Raw genomic sequence first — 17,349 nt, 5'->3', positions numbered from 1 at the left:
CGTGCGATCACCCCCGACACGCTGTACAGACCTAGAGAAGACAATGCCAAAGCGCACTGACCTTAAGACCATCCTCATCATCGGCGCGGGCCCGATCGTCATCGGCCAGGCCTGCGAGTTCGACTACTCCGGCGCCCAGGCCTGCAAGGCCCTGCGCGACGAGGGCTACCGCGTGGTGCTGGTCAACAGCAACCCGGCCACCATCATGACCGACCCGGAAATGGCCGACGCGGTCTACATCGAGCCGATCAACTGGCAGACGGTCGAAAAGATCATCGCCAAGGAGAAGCCCGACGCGCTGCTGCCGACCATGGGCGGCCAGACCGCGCTGAACTGCGCGCTGGACCTGGCCGACAACGGCGTGCTGGAGAAGTACAACGTCGAGCTGATCGGCGCCAAGCGCGACGCGATCCGCATGGCCGAAGACCGCGAGCTGTTCCGCGTGGCCATGGGCGAGATCGGCCTGGAGTGCCCCAGCGCGGCCGTGGCCCACACGCTTGAAGAAGCCATCGAGATCCAGACCCGCGTCGGCTACCCGACCATTATCCGCCCCAGCTTCACCCTGGGCGGCAGCGGTGGCGGCATCGCCTACAACCGCGAAGAGCTGGTCGATATCGTGACCCGCGGCCTGGAACTGTCGCCGACCACCGAAGTGCTGGTGGAAGAATCGGTGCTGGGCTGGAAGGAATTCGAAATGGAGGTGGTGCGCGACACCGCCGACAACTGCATCATCGTCTGCTCGATCGAGAACCTGGACCCGATGGGCGTGCACACCGGTGACTCGATCACCGTGGCCCCGGCGCAGACCCTGACCGACAAGGAATACCAGCGCCTGCGCGACGCCTCCATCGCCGTGCTGCGCAAGATCGGCGTGGATACCGGCGGTTCGAACGTGCAGTTCGGCATCAGCCCGACCACCGGTCGCGTGGTGGTGATCGAAATGAACCCGCGCGTGTCGCGTTCGTCGGCGCTGGCTTCCAAGGCCACCGGCTTCCCGATCGCCAAGGTCGCCGCCAAGCTGGCGGTGGGTTACACCCTGGACGAACTGAAGAACGAAATCACCGGCGGCCTGACCCCGGCCTCGTTCGAGCCGTCGATCGACTACGTGGTCACCAAGATCCCGCGCTTCGCCTTCGAGAAGTTCCCGGCCGCCGACGCGCGCCTGACCACCCAGATGAAGTCGGTGGGCGAGGTGATGGCGATGGGCCGCACCTTCCAGGAATCGCTGCAGAAGGCCCTGCGTGGCCTGGAAACCGGCAAGATCGGCCTCGACCCGACCGGCCTGGACCTGTCCAGCGAAGACGACATCACCACCCTGAAGCGCGAACTCAAGGCCCCGGGCCCGGAGCGCCTGTTCTTCGTGGGCGATGCGTTCCGCGCCGGCTTCAGCGTGGAAGAAGTGTTCGCGCTGTCGCATATCGACCCGTGGTTCCTGGACCAGATCGAAGAGATCATCCAGGCCGAAACCCAGGTGGCTGCCGAAGGCATCGACGCCCTCGACGCCGCGCGCCTGCGCAAGCTCAAGCGCGCCGGTTTCTCCGACGCGCGCCTGGCCGAGCTGACCGGCACCAACGAAGCGGCCGTGCGCGCGCTGCGCCGTGCGCACAAGGTGCGCCCGGTGTACAAGCGCGTCGACTCCTGCGCGGCTGAATTCGGTACCAGCACCGCCTACCTGTATTCGACCTACGAGGACGAATGCGAAGCGGCGCCGAGCAACCGCGACAAGATCATGATCCTGGGCGGCGGTCCGAACCGCATCGGCCAGGGCATCGAGTTCGACTACTGCTGCGTGCACGCCGCGCTGGCGCTGCGCGATGATGGCTTCGAAACCATCATGGTCAACTGCAACCCGGAAACCGTCTCGACCGACTACGACACCTCCGACCGCCTGTACTTCGAGCCGCTGACGCTGGAAGACGTGCTGGAAATCGTCGAGCTGGAACAGCCCAAGGGCGTGATCGTGCAGTACGGCGGCCAGACCCCGCTGAAGCTGGCGCGCGCGCTGGAAGCCAACGGCGTGCCGGTGATCGGCACCTCGCCGGACTCCATCGACCTGGCCGAAGACCGCGAGCGCTTCCAGCAGCTGGTCGACAAGCTGGGCCTGAAGCAGCCGCCGAACCGCATTGCCCGCAACGACCAGGAAGCGCTGCTGCTGGCCCGCGAGATCGGCTACCCGCTGGTGGTGCGTCCGAGCTACGTGCTGGGCGGCCGCGCGATGGAAATCGTCTACGGCGAAGCCGACCTGGCGCGTTACGTGCGCGACGCGGTCAAGGTCTCCAACGATTCGCCGGTGCTGCTGGACCGCTTCCTCGACAACGCGGTGGAAGTGGACGTGGACATCATTGCCGACAAGGACGGCAACGTGCTGATCGGTGGCGTGATGGAGCACATCGAGGAAGCCGGCGTGCATTCGGGCGATTCGTCCTGCTCGCTGCCGCCGTACTCGCTGTCGGCCGAAACCCAGGCCGAGCTGCGCCGCCAGGTGGTTGAACTGGCCAAGGCCCTGAACGTGGTCGGGCTGATGAACACCCAGTTCGCGATCCAGGCCGGCGACAACGGCGAGGACATCGTGTACCTGCTGGAAGTGAACCCGCGTGCGTCGCGCACCGTGCCGTTCGTGTCCAAGGCCACCGGCATGCCGCTGGCCAAGATCGCCGCGCGCTGCATGGCCGGCAAGACCCTGGCCGAGCAGGGTGCGACCAAGGAGATCGTGCCGGACTATTACTCGGTCAAGGAAGCGATCTTCCCGTTCGCCAAGTTCCAGGGCGTGGACCCGATCCTCGGGCCGGAAATGCGCTCCACCGGTGAAGTCATGGGCGTCGGCCGCAGCTTCAGCGCTGCGTTCGCACGTGCCCAGGAGGCCGGCGGCATCAAGGCGCCGCCGCTGGGCAAGGCCTTCGTGTCGGTCCGCGACCCGGACAAGAAGCGCGTGCTGCCGGTGGCGCAGGCGCTGCTGGAGCGTGGCTACTCGCTGGTGGCCACCCGTGGCACCGCCGCGTGGCTGCAGGAACATGGCATGAGCTGCGAGATCGTCAACAAGGTGGTGGAAGGTCGTCCGCACATCGTCGATTCGATCAAGAACGGCGACATCGTGTATATCGTCAACACCACCGAAGGTCGTGCCGCGATCAACGACTCCTTCTCGATCCGTCGTGAAGCGCTGCAGCACCGCGTGACCTACTCGACCACCATTGCCGGCGCCAAGGCGCTGGTGCAATCCCTGGAATTCCGCGGTACCGGCCCGGTCTGGTCGCTGCAGGAGCTGCACAAGGAGTTGAATGCATGAGAGCCCCGATCACGTTGAAGGGCGCACAGCGCCTGCGCGAGGAGCTGGACCATCTGAAGGGGGTCAAGCGTCCGAAGGTCATCGCTGCGATCGCTGAAGCGCGCGAGCACGGCGACCTGAAGGAAAACGCCGAATACCACGCCGCGCGCGAAGAGCAGGGCTTCATCGAAGGCCGCATCAAGCAGCTGGAAGGCGAGCTGTCGCATGCCGAGATCATCGACATCAGCAAGCTCAACGCCGGCAGCAAGGTCGTGTTCGGTGCCACGGTCGAGCTGGCCGACGTGGAAAGCGATGAAGAGAAGCGCTACCAGATCGTGGGCGACCTCGAGGCTGACATCAAACTCGGCCTGATCGCGATCTCCTCGCCGCTGGCGCGGGCGCTGATCGGCAAGCTGGAAGGAGATGCGGTCACCATCGACGCGCCGGCCGGCAAGCGCGACTACGAAATCGTCAGCGTCCAGTACCTGGACTGACCCGACCATGGCCACGGCGACGTTGTTGCTGCCCGCGCGCAGCCGCTTCCCCGCGTCGCCGTTGCCGGATGACGTGGCCAGGGCGCTCGGCCGTGCCGAGCGCAGCCATGTCGATGCCGGCGAACGCGCCCAGCTGCAGCGGCATTTCCAGCTGCAACCGGCCGACTGGCCGGTCGCCGCGCTGACCCGGCAGCTCGACGCGGGCGATGCCCACGACGGGGTGTGGCTGCGCGCCGACCCGGCCAACGTGGTGCCGGACATGCACGGCGCGCGGATGATGGGTCATGGCGACACATTGCGACTGGAAGCGGACGATGTGGCGGCACTGCTTCCCGCCCTGCAGCCGTTGTTCGCCGGGTATGGATTCAGCCTAGACGCGCCGACGCCGTCGCGCTGGTACCTGCGCCTGCCGCCGGGCACCACGCTGCCGGCATTCGCCGCTCCCGATGACGTGTTGGGCGATGACCTGTTCGCCTACCTGCCCGAAGGCGATGCCGGGCGCCGTTGGCGCGCGTTGCTGACCGAGGCGCAGGTGGTGCTGCACCAGCATCCCTGGAATGCCCAGCGCGTGGCCGCTGGCAAGCGAGCGGTGAATTCGCTGTGGTTCTGGGGTGGCGGCGAGCTGCCCGGGGCGGTGCGTACCGCGCATGCCCAGGTCCGCAGCCGCGACGCGTTGCTGCAGGCGCTGGCCAAAGCGGCGGGCGTGCAGGCCGATGGCGACCAGCAGGTGGATGCCCTGGTCGACCTGCGCCAGCTGCGTTCGCTGGAACAGCTGGGCAATGATGCGATCCGTCCGCTGCTGTCGGCATTGCAGCGCGGCGAACTACGCCGGCTGGTGCTCGACTTCGAGGATGGCGCCCGCTTCGAGCTGGACAAGGGCCAGCGCTGGCGGTTCTGGAAGAAGCCGGTTCAACTTCACGAGGGGTGATCGGTCGTTGGTACCGGGCAGCCACGCAGGGCGTGGCTCTACGCGCTCGGGGGCGCCTGTCATGTGGATTCACGGCGCGTATCATGGTCGCCATCGGCGTTTCCGCTGTTTATCGAGCCCGCTTTGACTTCTCCTGATGCGCTCCAGATCCAACGCCGTCCCGTGGCTGACCTTGGCCAGTGGCCCGGCGACATGTTGCCGTTGCTGCAGCGCCTGTACGCGGCGCGTGGTGTTGTCGATGCGGCACAGGCACAGCCGAAGCTGGCACAGCTGCATGCGCCGGAGCTGATGGGCAGCATGCAGGCCGCGGTGGACCTGCTGGCAGCGGCGATCACCGCCGGCACCCGCATCCTGGTGGTGGGCGACTTCGATTGCGACGGTGCCACCGCATGTGCGGTTGGTGTGCGCGGCCTGCGCATGCTCGGCGCGCGCGATGTGGTCCACGCCGTGCCCAACCGCATGCTGCACGGGTATGGGCTGTCGCCGTCCCTGGTCGCCGAGCTCGCACCACTGCAGCCGGGCCTGCTGGTCACGGTGGACCATGGCATCGCCTGCCATGCCGGGGTGGCTGCGGCCAAGGCACTGGGCTGGCAGGTGCTGGTCACCGACCACCACCTGCCCGGCGAGCAGTTGCCGCCGGCCGATGCCATCGTCGATCCCAACATCAACGGCGACGCCTTCCCGAGCAAGGCACTGGCCGGCGTCGGGGTCATCTTCTACGTGCTGATGGCGCTGCGTCGCCACCTGCGCGTGCATCGTGCCTTTGCAGCGGGCACCGAACCCGACCTGCTGACCCTGTTGGACCTGGTCGCGGTAGGCACCGTGGCCGACCTGGTCGCGCTGGATGCCAACAACCGTGCGCTGGTCGCTGCCGGCCTGCGCCGCCTGCGTGCCGGGCAGGGCTGCGTCGGCCTGCAGGCGTTGATCGAGGCCAGCGGCCGTGACGCCGCCCGCCTGAGCGCCACCGACATCGGCTTCGCGCTGGGGCCACGCTTGAACGCGGCCGGACGCCTGGAGGACATGGCGCTGGGCATCGAGCTGCTGCTAACCGAGGACCGCAGCCAGGCCCGGGAGATCGCGCAGACGCTCGAACAGATCAACGCCGAGCGCCGCGCGGTGCAGCAGCTGATGACCGACGACGCCGAACTTGCGGTTGCAAAGGCCGTGCTGGGCGCCGAGGGCGAACGCCCGATCGCGGCCTGCCTGTTCGACGCCGAATGGCACCCCGGCGTGGTCGGGCTGGTCGCCTCGAAAATGAAAGACCGCCTGCACCGGCCGGTGATCGCGTTCGCGCCGTCCGAACCGGGCAGCGACTCGCTGCGCGGCTCGGCGCGTTCCATTGCCGGCTTCCACATCCGTGATGCGCTGGCTCTGGTCAATGCCGCGCATCCCGGGCTGATCGACAAGTTCGGCGGCCACGCCATGGCCGCGGGGCTGAGCCTGCCGCATGCGCGGCTGCAGGATTTCCAGCAGGCGTTCGTGGCCGTCGTGCGCGCGAGCATGGACCCGGCCGCGCTGCAGCAGCAGCTGCTGAGCGACGGCGAACTGGCCCCGGCCGAACTGGATTTCCGCCATGCCGAAGCATTGCGCCTGGCCGGCCCGTGGGGGCAGGGATTCCCCGAGCCGCTGTTCGACGGCCATTTCCAGGTGGCACGTTGGCAGGTGCTGAAGGAAAAGCACCTCAAGCTGAGCCTGCGCGTGCCCGGCCGCGCCGAGCCGATCAACGCCATCCATTTCAGCGGCTGGCGCGGTACAGCGCCGGCCAACACCGTGCACATCGCCTACCGCCTTGTCAGCGATGACTACCGCGGCAACGGCGCGATCCAGCTGATCGTCGAGCACTGCGCCGACGCGTGATGGGGAAGCCACCTGCTGCGGTGGCAATCCACGAAACGTAGTGTCGTTCCATTATCCGGCACGTTGGGTCCGGACGGAGTGGCCAAGGCACTACCGGTTGCTGCAGAAGTTGTTCAACGCCGCACAGGCGACGTCGGCCGTGTTTCCGTTCTGACCGGTGATCGCCTCAAGGCGCGTCCTTGACCTCGCTCACCAGTGTCGGCATCTGCCACGCGCCGCCGGCGGCGACCAGGCGGCAGAGGCCCGAGCTGGCTTCTGCGGTCTTGACGAAGCGCGTGCCGTTCCAGACCCAGCTTGCGGTATACCAGCAGTCGCCAAGACCGCGACCCTTGTGCGCCTGTTCGATGCTGCGCACATCGCCGTCCGCCGCAGACGCGGTAACCAGCGTCGGGTGGTATGGGGCATGGTCGTTGACCACCCAGTAGCCGTCACCAGTGTTGTAGGCCGCGCGCCAGCAGTTCTGCGACACCAGCAGCTTGTCCGCGCTGAGGCGCTGCACGGTGATCTGCTGCGGGCCCTCGTCGGCGAACATGCTGTCGTCAGGATGAAGTGCGGCACAGTCGTCGGCGGAAGTTGCAGCGGCCAGCGCTGCACGCAAGGCAGTCGACGTGGCCAGGGCTGCATCGGCGGGACGGGTGGGTGGCGCCTTGACCACGGTGACCACCGGTACCGGAAGCGCCGGCAGCACCGTGGCTTCAGCCCGCGTGCCTTTGCGCACCAGTGCGCCCGGCGTGCCGAGTCGGCCCTGGAACTCGTCCATCTTGAGCAGCACCGCTGAGGCGCCGCGATCGGACACCGTCCAGCGTCGGCCATCCTCGGCGATCAGCACGATGCGACTGATGCGGGTAAGCGAGGCGAGCAGGGTACTCACCTGGGCCTCGGACAAGATGGCGGTACCGGCATCCGCGTCGTACTGCAGCAACGCCGGCGTTGCGTCGTTGATCTGCAGCTGCAGCTGCTTCGGGAGGGTGGTTTCCTCGTACTGGCCGAGCATGAGCTCGGCGCTCACGCGCTGCCCGGGGCCGCCGGGCCGGGTGAGCAGGATCGACACCGGTTCGCTGTCGCCATCGTCGCGCTGGTAGCCCGCCGCGCGGCAGGTGCGGGTGTTGTCGCAGGCCAGGGTCCAGTCCTCGTGGCGGAATTCGAGGCCGGAGGGGATGGCCTCGGCGGGAGCGGCATGTACCGCCGGCAGCACGACGACAAGCAGGAGGAGAGAGAGCGACCGGCGCATGCGGAGTCCTTGCAGGGCAACGTTCCTTGGGGCTGGGATCGTGGACTGCCCGGCGGTTCCTGTCCATGACCCTGGCAGGCGGCTGGAACACGCAACCCCGTTTGCCGCGCTGATGCGTTCAACCTGTCGTCATCGGATCGGGAGCGGGACATGGACAACGTGCTGCGCGGTATCAGCTTGGGGTTGCTGCTATGGGTTGGCGGGGGCATGGGCATCCAGCTGGCGGCCGCGCAGCGCGCGGCCGAGCCTGTACTCAAGGTTGCCGGTGCCGAACAGCCGGTGGTGCTGGAGCAGGCGCGGATCGACAGCCATGTGGCCGCCGGCCTGGGCGAGACGCGGATCGAACTGCTGTTCCGCAACCCGAACCGGCGCGAGCTGGAAGGCGTGCTGGAGTTCCCGCTGGCCGAGGGCCAGCAGGTGACCGCGTTCGCGCTGGATATCGACGGGATCCTGCGCGATGCGGTTCCGGTTCCCAAGGCGCAGGGGCGTCAGGTTTTTGAAGCGATCGAGCGACGCCAGGTCGACCCGGGGCTGCTCGAACAGACCGTCGGCAACCAGTTCCGACTGCGCATCTATCCGATTCCGGCACGCGGCACCCGCCGCGTAGCGCTGACCGTGCGCGAGGCATTGCCGGTGGGCGCACACGGCCTGCGCTGGACGCTGCCGCTGCAGTTCGCGCGCAACGCACAGGCGGTGCAGCTGCGGCTGGACGCGGTCGGCACCGGCGTGCCGACTGCGACGGGCAGGGGACCGGTGGCGCTGGCACTGCGTGAAGGGGCCTGGCGGGCAGTGTGGGCGGGGCCTGGCGAATCGCTGCCGGCACAGCTGGGCTGGACCCTGCCGCTGCCACGCGGAGTGGATGCGCTGCGTGGCCACTTCGGTGGCGAGCAATACCTGATGGTGCAGGTCCCGGTGCCGGTGCAGACCCGCGAACGCCCGCTGCCACGACGGGTGGGCCTGCTCTGGGACGCCTCGGGATCCGCGCGCTCGCGCGATGCCGCCGCCGAGCTGGCGGTGCTGGCACGCTACTTCAGCGCGATCGGCAATGGCGAGGTGCAGCTGACCGTACTGCGCGACCGCGCCGAGCCGACGCGGCGCTTCGCGATCCGCAACGGCGACTGGAGCGCGCTGCGCCAGTACCTTTCCGCGTTGCCACAGGACGGCGCCAGCGCGCTCGGCGACTGGACCGCACAGCCCGACATCGACGAATACCTGCTGGTCAGCGATGGGCTGGCCAACTATGGCAAGCGCACGCGGCCCGTGCTGCGCGGCGGGCAACGCCTGTACGCGCTGAGCAGTGCCGGTGCACGTACCGACACGGACCGCCTGCGCGACTGGACGCGGGCAGGGCATGGGCGGCTGCTGGTGCTGGCCGGTGCCGGCGAGGCTGCGGCCACCGCGGCGCAGCTGCTGCGCGAAGATGCCGCTGATGTCGTGGTCCAGGGTGAAGGGCTGACCGACCTGCACGTGGATGACGCGCGCGCGGGGCAGGGCTGGGTGCGGGTGTTGGCGCGGGTGCAGCGTGCGGATGCGCTGCTGCGCCTGCACGTGCCGACCGCCGATGACGCGGGTCGAACCGTGACAGTGCCGCTGGCCGATGCGCGCGACACGGGCGGTGCGCTGGTCGCACATGCCTGGGCCGACGCGCAGCGCCGGCACCTGGCGGCAGACCCCGCCACGCATCGCGCGGCCCTGCAAGCGCTGGCGCTGCGGTTCGGCCTGGTCGGTCCCGACACCTCGCTGCTGGTGCTGGAAACCCTGGACGATTACCTGCGCTATGGCATCCGCCCGGCGCCACCCCTGCAGCAGGCGTACGACCGGCTGCATGCGGTCAAGGCCGGGGACGAGGCCGCCGCGCGCCGTGCGCGGCTGGACAACCTCGCTGCGCAATATGCCGAGCGCGAGGCCTGGTGGAACCGGGCCTGGCCGAAGGGCGCGCCGCCTTCGGCCGCGCCGCTCAAGCAGCGCTCCGCGCCCATGCCCGCCGCAGCACCGGCGCCGCCGCCCGCGCCGATGATGCTGGCGGCTGAAGACGCGCGCAGCGAACGTGCCGCGGTTGCATCCAGCGCGCTGGACAGGGTGGCGGTCAATGGCGCCCAACGGGCAGCTGGCGCGGCGGCCGACGAGGGCGTCGACACCGGGGTCAACCAGGGCGCCCTGCGCATCACGGTGGCGGCATGGGCGCCGGACTCGGTGTACGCACGCCGCCTGCGCGCCGCGCGCCCCGACGCGGTCTACGCGCTGTACCTGCAGGAACGCGCAGCGCATGCCGACAGCAGCGCGTTCTATCTGGACGTGGCGGACATCCTGTTGGCCCACGGCGAGCGCGACCTCGCGCTGCGGGTGCTGTCGAACCTGGCCGAGATGCAGCTGGAAAACCGCCACGTGCTGCGCGTGCTCGGTTACCGCCTGATGCAGGCCAAGGCGCCGGCGCTGGCGGTACCGGTGTTCCGCGACGTGCTGGCGCTGGGCGAGGAAGAGCCGCAGAGCTTCCGCGACCTGGCCCTGGCGCTGGAGGCCGACAAGCAGCCGGCCGCGGCACTGGCCGCGTTCAACGAGGTGGTCGTGCGGCCGTGGGACGCCCGCTTCGACGGCATCTCGCTGATTGCACTGGACGAGCTGACCACGCTGGTGGCGCGCACCGGGGTCGACGCGGGCGCGGTCGATCCGCGCCTGCGCCGGGCCATGCCGCTTGACCTGCGCGTGGTGCTCAGCTGGGACAGCGACAACAGCGACATGGACCTGTGGGTGACCGATCCCAACGGCGAGCGCGTGTTCTACGGCAACCGGCTGAGCTACCAGGGTGGGCAGATGTCGCGCGACTTCACCGGCGGCTATGGTCCGGAGCAGTTCTCGCTGCGCCGGGCCAAGCCAGGCCGGTACAAGGTGGAGGCGAACTACTTCGGCAGCCGCGAGCAGCTGGTGACCGGGGCGACCACGCTCACGCTTCGCCTGAGCACGCACTGGGGCAGCCGCCGCCAGCAGGACCAGCAGGTCACGATGCGCCTGAAGAACAGTGCCGATACCGTGCTGGTGGGCGAGTTCGAGGTGCGGTGACGGACCCCTTGGGCCGGCCAACGGCCGGCGCTACCGGGGCCGCCGCCGGGCGGTGACGCGTCCCCCGTCCGCCGACCCCGGCCGGTGGCGCCACCCGTCATGCATGACGAAATCCGGTAGCGCCGGCCGTTGGCCGGCCCGCAGGAACCCATGCCACGCGCCTGCTCCGGACGCCGCCGATCCGCCCTCGGGCCTCAAACATGAACAGGCTGCTCTGCGCTACAATTCGCCTCTTGTCCCAAGCCTTCATGACCGCCGATATGATCGAGCTCAATCCCGTGCGCCAGCGAATCACCGATCTGACCGATCGCGTGGTCTCGCTCAGGGGGTATCTTTGACTACGACGCCAAGAAAGAGCGTCTGGAAGAAGTAACCCGGGAACTGGAAAACCCCGATATCTGGAACAACGCCGAATACGCCCAGACCCTGGGCCGCGAGCGTTCCAGCCTGGAAAAGACCGTGGGCGGCATCGCCACCATTCTTGATGGCCTGACCGAATCCGGCGAACTGCTGGAACTGGCTGAAAGCGAACAGGACGAAGAAACCGCCCTGGCCGTGGTCGCCGACCTGGACAAGTACCAGAAGCACGTGGAACAGCTGGAATTCCAGCGCATGTTCTCCGGCAAGATGGACAACGCCCCCGCGTTCGTCGACATCCAGGCCGGTGCTGGCGGCACCGAAGCCCAGGACTGGGCTGAAATCCTGCTGCGCATGTACCTGCGCTGGTGCGAATCGCGTGGCTGGAAGACCGAGCTGATGGAAGTGTCCGGCGGCGACGTCGCCGGCATCAAGTCGGCCACGCTGCGCGTGGAAGGCGACTACGCCTATGGCTGGCTGAAGACCGAAACCGGCGTGCACCGCCTCGTGCGCAAGTCGCCGTTCGATTCGGACAACCGCCGCCACACCAGTTTCACCTCGGTGTTCGTGTCTCCGGAAGTCGACAACAACATCGAGATCGACATCAACCCGGCCGACCTGCGTACCGACGTGTACCGGTCGTCGGGCGCCGGTGGCCAGCACGTCAACAAGACCGAGTCGGCGGTGCGCATCACTCATATCCCGACCAACACGGTCGTGGCCTGCCAGACCGGCCGCAGCCAGCACCAGAACCGCGACAACGCGATGAAGATGCTGGCCGCCAAGCTGTACGAGCTGGAAATCCAGAAGCGCAACGCCGAGCGCGATGCGGTGGAAGCGACCAAGTCCGACATCGGCTGGGGCAGCCAGATCCGCAACTACGTGCTCGACCAGAGCCGCATCAAGGACCTGCGCACCGGCATTGAACGTTCGGATACGCAGAAGGTGCTCGACGGCGACCTCGACGAATTCGTCGAAGCCAGCCTGAAGTCGGGCCTTGAAGTCGGTGCCAAACGCGTCGACGCCTGACCGTCGGGCCGCCGCGTGCGGCCCGGCCCTGTTTTACCCTTTCCTGTCCATCTTCCCCAGACACAGACCCACGCCATGAACGATCAGACCCCCGCGCCGCAGCCCTCCGTCGACGAGAACAGCCTCATCGCCGAGCGCCGCGCGAAACTGACCGCGCTGCGCGGGCAGGGCATCGCCTACCCGAACGACTTCCGTCGCGAGGATTTCGCCGGCCAACTGCAGGCCGAGTTTGCCGATGCCGGACAGTGGACCGCCGAAGCGCTGGAAGCCAACGACCGCACGGTGAAGATGGCCGGCCGGCTGATGGCCAAGCGGGTGATGGGCAAGGCCAGCTTCGCCCAGATCCAGGACGAGTCCGGCCGTATCCAGCTGTTCCTGCAGGGCACCGCGCTGGGCGATGTGTATGCCGCCTTCAAGGGCTGGGACGTGGGCGACATCATCGCCGTCGAAGGCGGGCTGACCCGTACCAAGACCGGTGAGCTGTCGGTCAAGGCCACCAGCATCCGCCTGCTGACCAAGTCGCTGCGTCCGCTGCCGGACAAGTGGCACGGCCTGGCCGACGTGGAACAGCGCTACCGCCAGCGCTATGTCGACCTGATCGTGACCCCGGAGTCGCGCGAGGTGTTCATCAAGCGCTCGCGGATCATCCGCGCCATGCGCGCCTGGCTGGACAACCGCGACTTCCTGGAAGTCGAAACGCCGATGATGCATTACATCCCCGGCGGCGCCACGGCCAAGCCGTTCACCACCCACCACAACGCGCTGGACCTGGACCTGTACCTGCGCGTGGCCCCGGAGCTGTACCTCAAGCGCCTGGTCGTGGGTGGGCTGGAGCGGGTGTACGAGATCAACCGCAACTTCCGCAACGAAGGCGTCAGCACCCGGCACAACCCGGAATTCACCATGATGGAGCTGTACGAGGCCTACGCCACGTACAACGAAGTGATGGACCTGACCGAAGGCGTGATCCGTGACGTGGCCAGCAAGGTGCTGGGCACCACCACGGTGGAGTGGGACGGCGCCACCATCGACCTGGCCCCGGCGTTCCGTCGCTGGCGCATGGACGAGGCGGTGCGCCACCACAATCCCGAGATCAGCGAAGCCGACTGCACCGACCGCGAGGCGCTGCTGCGCCATTGCGAGCGCCTGAAGATCCGGGTCAAGCCGTCCTACGGCTGGGGCAAGCTGCTGCTGGAGATCTTCGAAGCCACCGTCGAGCACACCCTGGTGCAGCCGACCTTCATTACCGACCACCCGGTCGAGGTCTCGCCGCTGGCCCGCGCCAACGACGACCAGCCGGGCTACACAGACCGCTTCGAGCTGTTCATCAACGGCAAGGAGCTGGCCAACGGCTTCTCCGAGCTGAACGACCCGGAGGACCAGGCGGCGCGCTTCCAGGCCCAGGTCACGGCCAAGGAAGGTGGCGACGACGAGGCCATGCACTACGACGCCGACTATATCCGTGCGCTGGAGTACGGTATGGCCCCGACCGGCGGCCTGGGCATCGGCATCGACCGGCTGGTGATGCTGCTGACCGGCAGCAGCTCGATCCGGGATGTCCTGCTTTTCCCCTACATGCGCCCCGAAAACTGAGACGTAGTTCCGGAAGGGCCGCCGTAGCCCTCCCGGCGGGGTTCCGCTGGGATGGCCGTACGAGTATGGTTTCCGCGTGGCCTATTGAGTCGCCCTATGGGCGACGGCCGCGGATCATGAGAACTGGGCGGCGCCTGCGTGACACGCATCACGGCGCCACCACGATCATGAACAGGGGAAACATGACCGGAGGTGGGTCCCATGCAAGGTGCCGGAGTTCAGAGCAGCGGAGTATCCTTTTCGCAGCACGTTCCAGTGTGGTCCAGAAACACGACGGAAGCAGCCTTGAATATTGTCATCGTTGACGATCAGACGTCCGCGCGCACGATGCTGCGGCATGTCATCGAGGACATCGCGCCCGAATTGAGCGTGCATGATTTCGGCGACCCGCTCACCGCGTTGGCCTGGTGCGAATCGCACGGGGTGGACCTGCTGCTGCTGGATTACCGCATGCCGGAAATGGACGGGCTGGAGTTCGCCCGTCGGTTCCGCCGCCTGCCCAAGCACCGCGACATCCCGGTGATCCTGATTACCGTGGTCGGCGACGAACCGATCCGCCAGGCCGCGCTCGAAGCCGGGGTGATCGACTTCCTGGTCAAGCCGATCCGGCCGCGCGAACTGCGCGCACGCTGCTACAACCTCCTGCAGCTGCGCCAGCAGTCCGAAAACGTGAAGCAGCGGGCGATGTCGCTGGAACAGCGCCTGCTGGCCAGCATGCACGAGGTCGAGGAGCGCGAGCGCGAAACGCTGTCGCGGCTGGCCCGCGCGATCGAGTTCCGTGACGCCGGCACCAGCGCCTACCTGGAGCGCATGGCCCACGTGGCCGGGCTGATCGCCGAACAGCTGGGCCTGCCCGAGGAAGAGGTCAAGCTGATCGAAATGGCGGCCCCGCTGCACGACATGGGCAAGATCGCCATTCCCGATGCGGTGCTGCTCAAGCAGGGCAAGCTGGACGAGGAGGAGCTGGCGATCATGCGCCGGCACCCCCGGATCGGCTACGAGCTGCTCAGCGGCAGCCAGAACCGCTTCATCCAGGTTGGCGCGCTGATCGCGCTGCGCCACCACGAGCGCTATGACGGCAGCGGCTATCCCGACGGCCTGCGCGGCGACGCGATTCCGCTGGAAGCGCGCATCGTGGCGGTGGCCGACGTGTTCGATGCGCTGATCTCGCCGCGACCCTACAAGGAAGCGTGGACGATGGAAGCGACCCTGGCCTACCTGTACGCGCAGCGCGGCCGTCTGTTCGACCCGCGCTGCGTGGATGCGCTGCTGCGCGGCCGGCAACAGCTGGATGAGATCTGCGCGCAGCATTCCACTGCGTCGGCGCGACCGGGGCTGTGACGTGCAGGGCATGATCCATGCGTTGAAGCAGCGGCTGGGCAACCGACCCGATACCGAGCACGGCCAGGCGATCGTGCGCATGGTGCTGATCGTGCTGATCCTGGGCTACGTGTTGCTCCCCGGTCCGCGCCATGACCTGCCGCATCATCAATACCAGGTGGTGCTGGGCATCGTGCTGACCGGCCTGACCCTGTCGGTGCTGCTGTTCGCGTGGCTGCTGGCACGCCCCGGGCGTTCCGATCCGCGCCGCGTGGCCGGCATGCTGGCCGACTACGGCCTGATCGCCGCGGGCATGGTGCAGATGGGCGAGCCGCTGGCCTGGGTCTACATCGTGGTGATGTGGGTGACCGTGGGCAACGGCATGCGCTACGGCAACAAATACCTGTACGCGGCCGTGGGCATGGCGCTGGTCAGCTTCGGTGTGACCGTGCTGGGCACCGGGTACTGGCAGGCCAACGCGCGGCTGGGCTTCGGCCTGTGGCTGGGCCTGGCGGCGGTGCCGCTGTACTTCGCCACGCTGCTGCGCCAATTGACCCACGCGATGGACGAGGCGCGCCGCGCCAGCGAAGCCAAGAGCCGCTTCCTGGCCAACATGAGCCACGAATTCCGCACGCCGCTGAACGGCCTGTCCGGCATGACCGAGGTGCTGGCCACCACCACCCTCGACGAAGAACAGCGCGAGTGCGTCAACACCATCCAGGCGTCCTCGCGCAGCCTGTTGGCGCTGGTGGAAGAGGTGCTGGACATTTCGGCGATCGAAGCCGGCAAGCTGCGCGTGGTCGCCGAGGACTTCTCGCTGGACGAGGTGGTGCAGTCGATCGGCCTGATCCTGATGCCGCAGGCCAGGCTCAAGCGGCTGGACTACCAGGTCAAGGTGGCCGCCGGCGTGCCCAAGCTGCTCCGCGGCGATCTCGGCCACCTCCGCCAGATCCTGCTCAACCTGGCCGGCAATGCGGTCAAGTTCACCGAGCACGGCCGCGTCGAGATCCGGGTGTCGCAGCTGCGCGAAGAGAACGAGGGCCAGGTCCGGCTGCGCTTCGACATCCTCGACACCGGCATCGGCGTGGTCCCGGACATGCGCGCGCGCCTGTTCCAGGCCTTCGAACAGGCCGACGTCAGCCTGGGCCGCCGCCACGAGGGCAGCGGCCTGGGGACCTCGATTTCACGGGGGCTGGTGGAAGCAATGGGCGGACAGATCGGCTATGCCGAGAACCCGCCGCAGGGCAGCTGCTTCTGGTTCGAACTGCCGTTCGCGCTGCCGCCGGTGGTGGCCGGCGAATACACCCCGGCCGTGGTCGGGGAGGGCGGCAGCGGGGCACCGGACAATGTGATCGCGTTCGCCGACCCGTTCCTGCGCCATCGCGCCCGCGTGCGCAGCATGAAAGTGCTGGTCGCCGACGACCACCAGGCCAACCGGCTGGTGCTGCAGCGGTTGCTGCAGAAGGCCGGGCACAAGGTGGTGTGCGTCAACGGTGGCGAAGCGGTGCTCGATGCCATGGCCGAGAGCGATTACGACGTGGCCATCGTCGACCTGCACATGCCGGGGATGAGCGGGCTGGACATGCTCAAGGAGCTGCGCGTGCTGCAGGCCGGTGGCGCGCCGCGCACCCCGGTGCTGGTGCTCAGCGCCGACGTCACCCCCGAGTCGATCCAGCAGTGCACCCAGGCCGGCGCACACACGTTCTTCGGCAAGCCGGTGGTCCCGGTCAAGCTGCTCGACACGCTGGCCGAGATTGCCGCCAATGACGGCCTCAAGGTGCGCACGGCAGTGGTGCAGCCGCCGCCGGTGGCGGTGGGCGTGCTGGACACCGGCGTGCTCGACGAGCTGGCTGCGCTGGGCATGGGCGACGGCTTCGAACAGGAGTTCATCCGCCAGTGCCTGGCCGACGCCACGCAGTGCGTGGGCGTGGCCATGGAAGCGGGCGAGCGCGGCGACTGGCCGCACCTTCGCGAGCAGGCGCATGCCATCAAGGGCGTGGCCAGCAACCTGGGACTGGTGCGGGTGGCGTACCGTGCCGGCGAGGTGATGCACCTGGCCGACTGGCAGCTCAAGAGCGAATGGCGCGAGCGGATGAAGCTGATCCGCGGCGCGGTCAAGGAAGGCCGCCAGGCGCTGGAGGAGCGGCGGCGCCCCGGCGCGTCGTCCAGCGACGACGGCGGGATCGACATGCGTTGAAAGGAAAAAAAGCCCGGTCAT

Annotated in this window: 10 protein-coding genes; 9 read left to right on the top strand and 1 reads right to left on the bottom strand. The window is 68.0% G+C overall.

The window, feature by feature from the left end; genetic code table 11:
- Positions 1-43 precede the first annotated feature (43 nt).
- The 4 genes from carB (at position 44) to recJ (ending at position 6,544) form a co-directional block, all read left to right on the top strand.
- The gene (gene carB, locus FSZ13_RS02155; RefSeq protein WP_145477784.1) at positions 44-3,286 is read left to right on the top strand and encodes a carbamoyl-phosphate synthase large subunit; all 3,243 of its coding nucleotides are present in this window, start codon (positions 44-46) and stop codon (positions 3,284-3,286) included.
- Positions 3,287-3,294: 8 nt separating this feature from the next.
- Positions 3,295-3,759 (top strand): transcription elongation factor GreA, encoded by a 465-nt coding sequence (gene greA / locus FSZ13_RS02150; RefSeq protein WP_186308850.1) that lies wholly within the window; start codon positions 3,295-3,297, stop codon positions 3,757-3,759.
- A gap of 7 nt (positions 3,760-3,766) precedes the next feature.
- Positions 3,767-4,687 (top strand): phosphoglycerate mutase, encoded by a 921-nt coding sequence (locus FSZ13_RS02145; protein WP_145477782.1) that lies wholly within the window; start codon positions 3,767-3,769, stop codon positions 4,685-4,687.
- 123 nt (positions 4,688-4,810) lie between these two features.
- Positions 4,811-6,544, top strand: coding sequence for a single-stranded-DNA-specific exonuclease RecJ (gene recJ / locus FSZ13_RS02140; RefSeq protein WP_145477781.1), 1,734 nt, complete (start codon positions 4,811-4,813; stop codon positions 6,542-6,544).
- Between the two features lie 166 nt (positions 6,545-6,710).
- On the opposite strand, the gene FSZ13_RS02135 is transcribed toward recJ, so the two are convergent.
- On the bottom strand, positions 6,711-7,775 hold the full coding sequence (locus FSZ13_RS02135; RefSeq protein ID WP_145477780.1) for a DUF1176 domain-containing protein: 1,065 nt from the start codon (positions 7,773-7,775) through the stop codon (positions 6,711-6,713).
- A gap of 150 nt (positions 7,776-7,925) precedes the next feature.
- On the opposite strand from FSZ13_RS02135, the gene FSZ13_RS02130 reads away from it, so the two are divergent.
- From FSZ13_RS02130 to FSZ13_RS02110, 5 genes are all read left to right on the top strand, one after another.
- Positions 7,926-10,832, top strand: coding sequence for a VIT domain-containing protein (locus FSZ13_RS02130; protein WP_145477779.1), 2,907 nt, complete (start codon positions 7,926-7,928; stop codon positions 10,830-10,832).
- Positions 10,833-11,092: 260 nt separating this feature from the next.
- Positions 11,093-12,218 (top strand): peptide chain release factor 2 gene (gene prfB, locus FSZ13_RS02125; protein ID WP_145478516.1). Its coding sequence is split into 2 segments (ribosomal slippage): positions 11,093-11,167 and positions 11,169-12,218, totalling 1,125 coding nucleotides; the frame shifts between segments, so codons are not numbered across the junction.
- A 75-nt stretch (positions 12,219-12,293) separates the two neighbouring features.
- On the top strand, positions 12,294-13,811 hold the full coding sequence (lysS, locus tag FSZ13_RS02120; protein WP_145477778.1) for a lysine--tRNA ligase: 1,518 nt from the start codon (positions 12,294-12,296) through the stop codon (positions 13,809-13,811).
- Positions 13,812-14,012: 201 nt separating this feature from the next.
- Complete coding sequence (locus tag FSZ13_RS02115; protein ID WP_145477777.1) at positions 14,013-15,152, top strand: response regulator; 1,140 nt, start codon at positions 14,013-14,015, stop codon at positions 15,150-15,152.
- A gap of 10 nt (positions 15,153-15,162) precedes the next feature.
- A complete protein-coding gene (locus FSZ13_RS02110) occupies positions 15,163-17,328 on the top strand; it encodes an ATP-binding protein (RefSeq protein WP_145478515.1) in 2,166 nt (721 codons plus the stop codon).
- Positions 17,329-17,349 lie beyond the last annotated feature (21 nt).

The sequence above is a fragment of the Stenotrophomonas rhizophila genome (assembly GCF_007667275.1).
GTDB lineage: Bacteria > Pseudomonadota > Gammaproteobacteria > Xanthomonadales > Xanthomonadaceae > Stenotrophomonas > Stenotrophomonas maltophilia_AE.
Note: the sequence above shows the minus strand (reverse complement) of the source record. Positions and strands in the feature narration are given on the sequence as shown.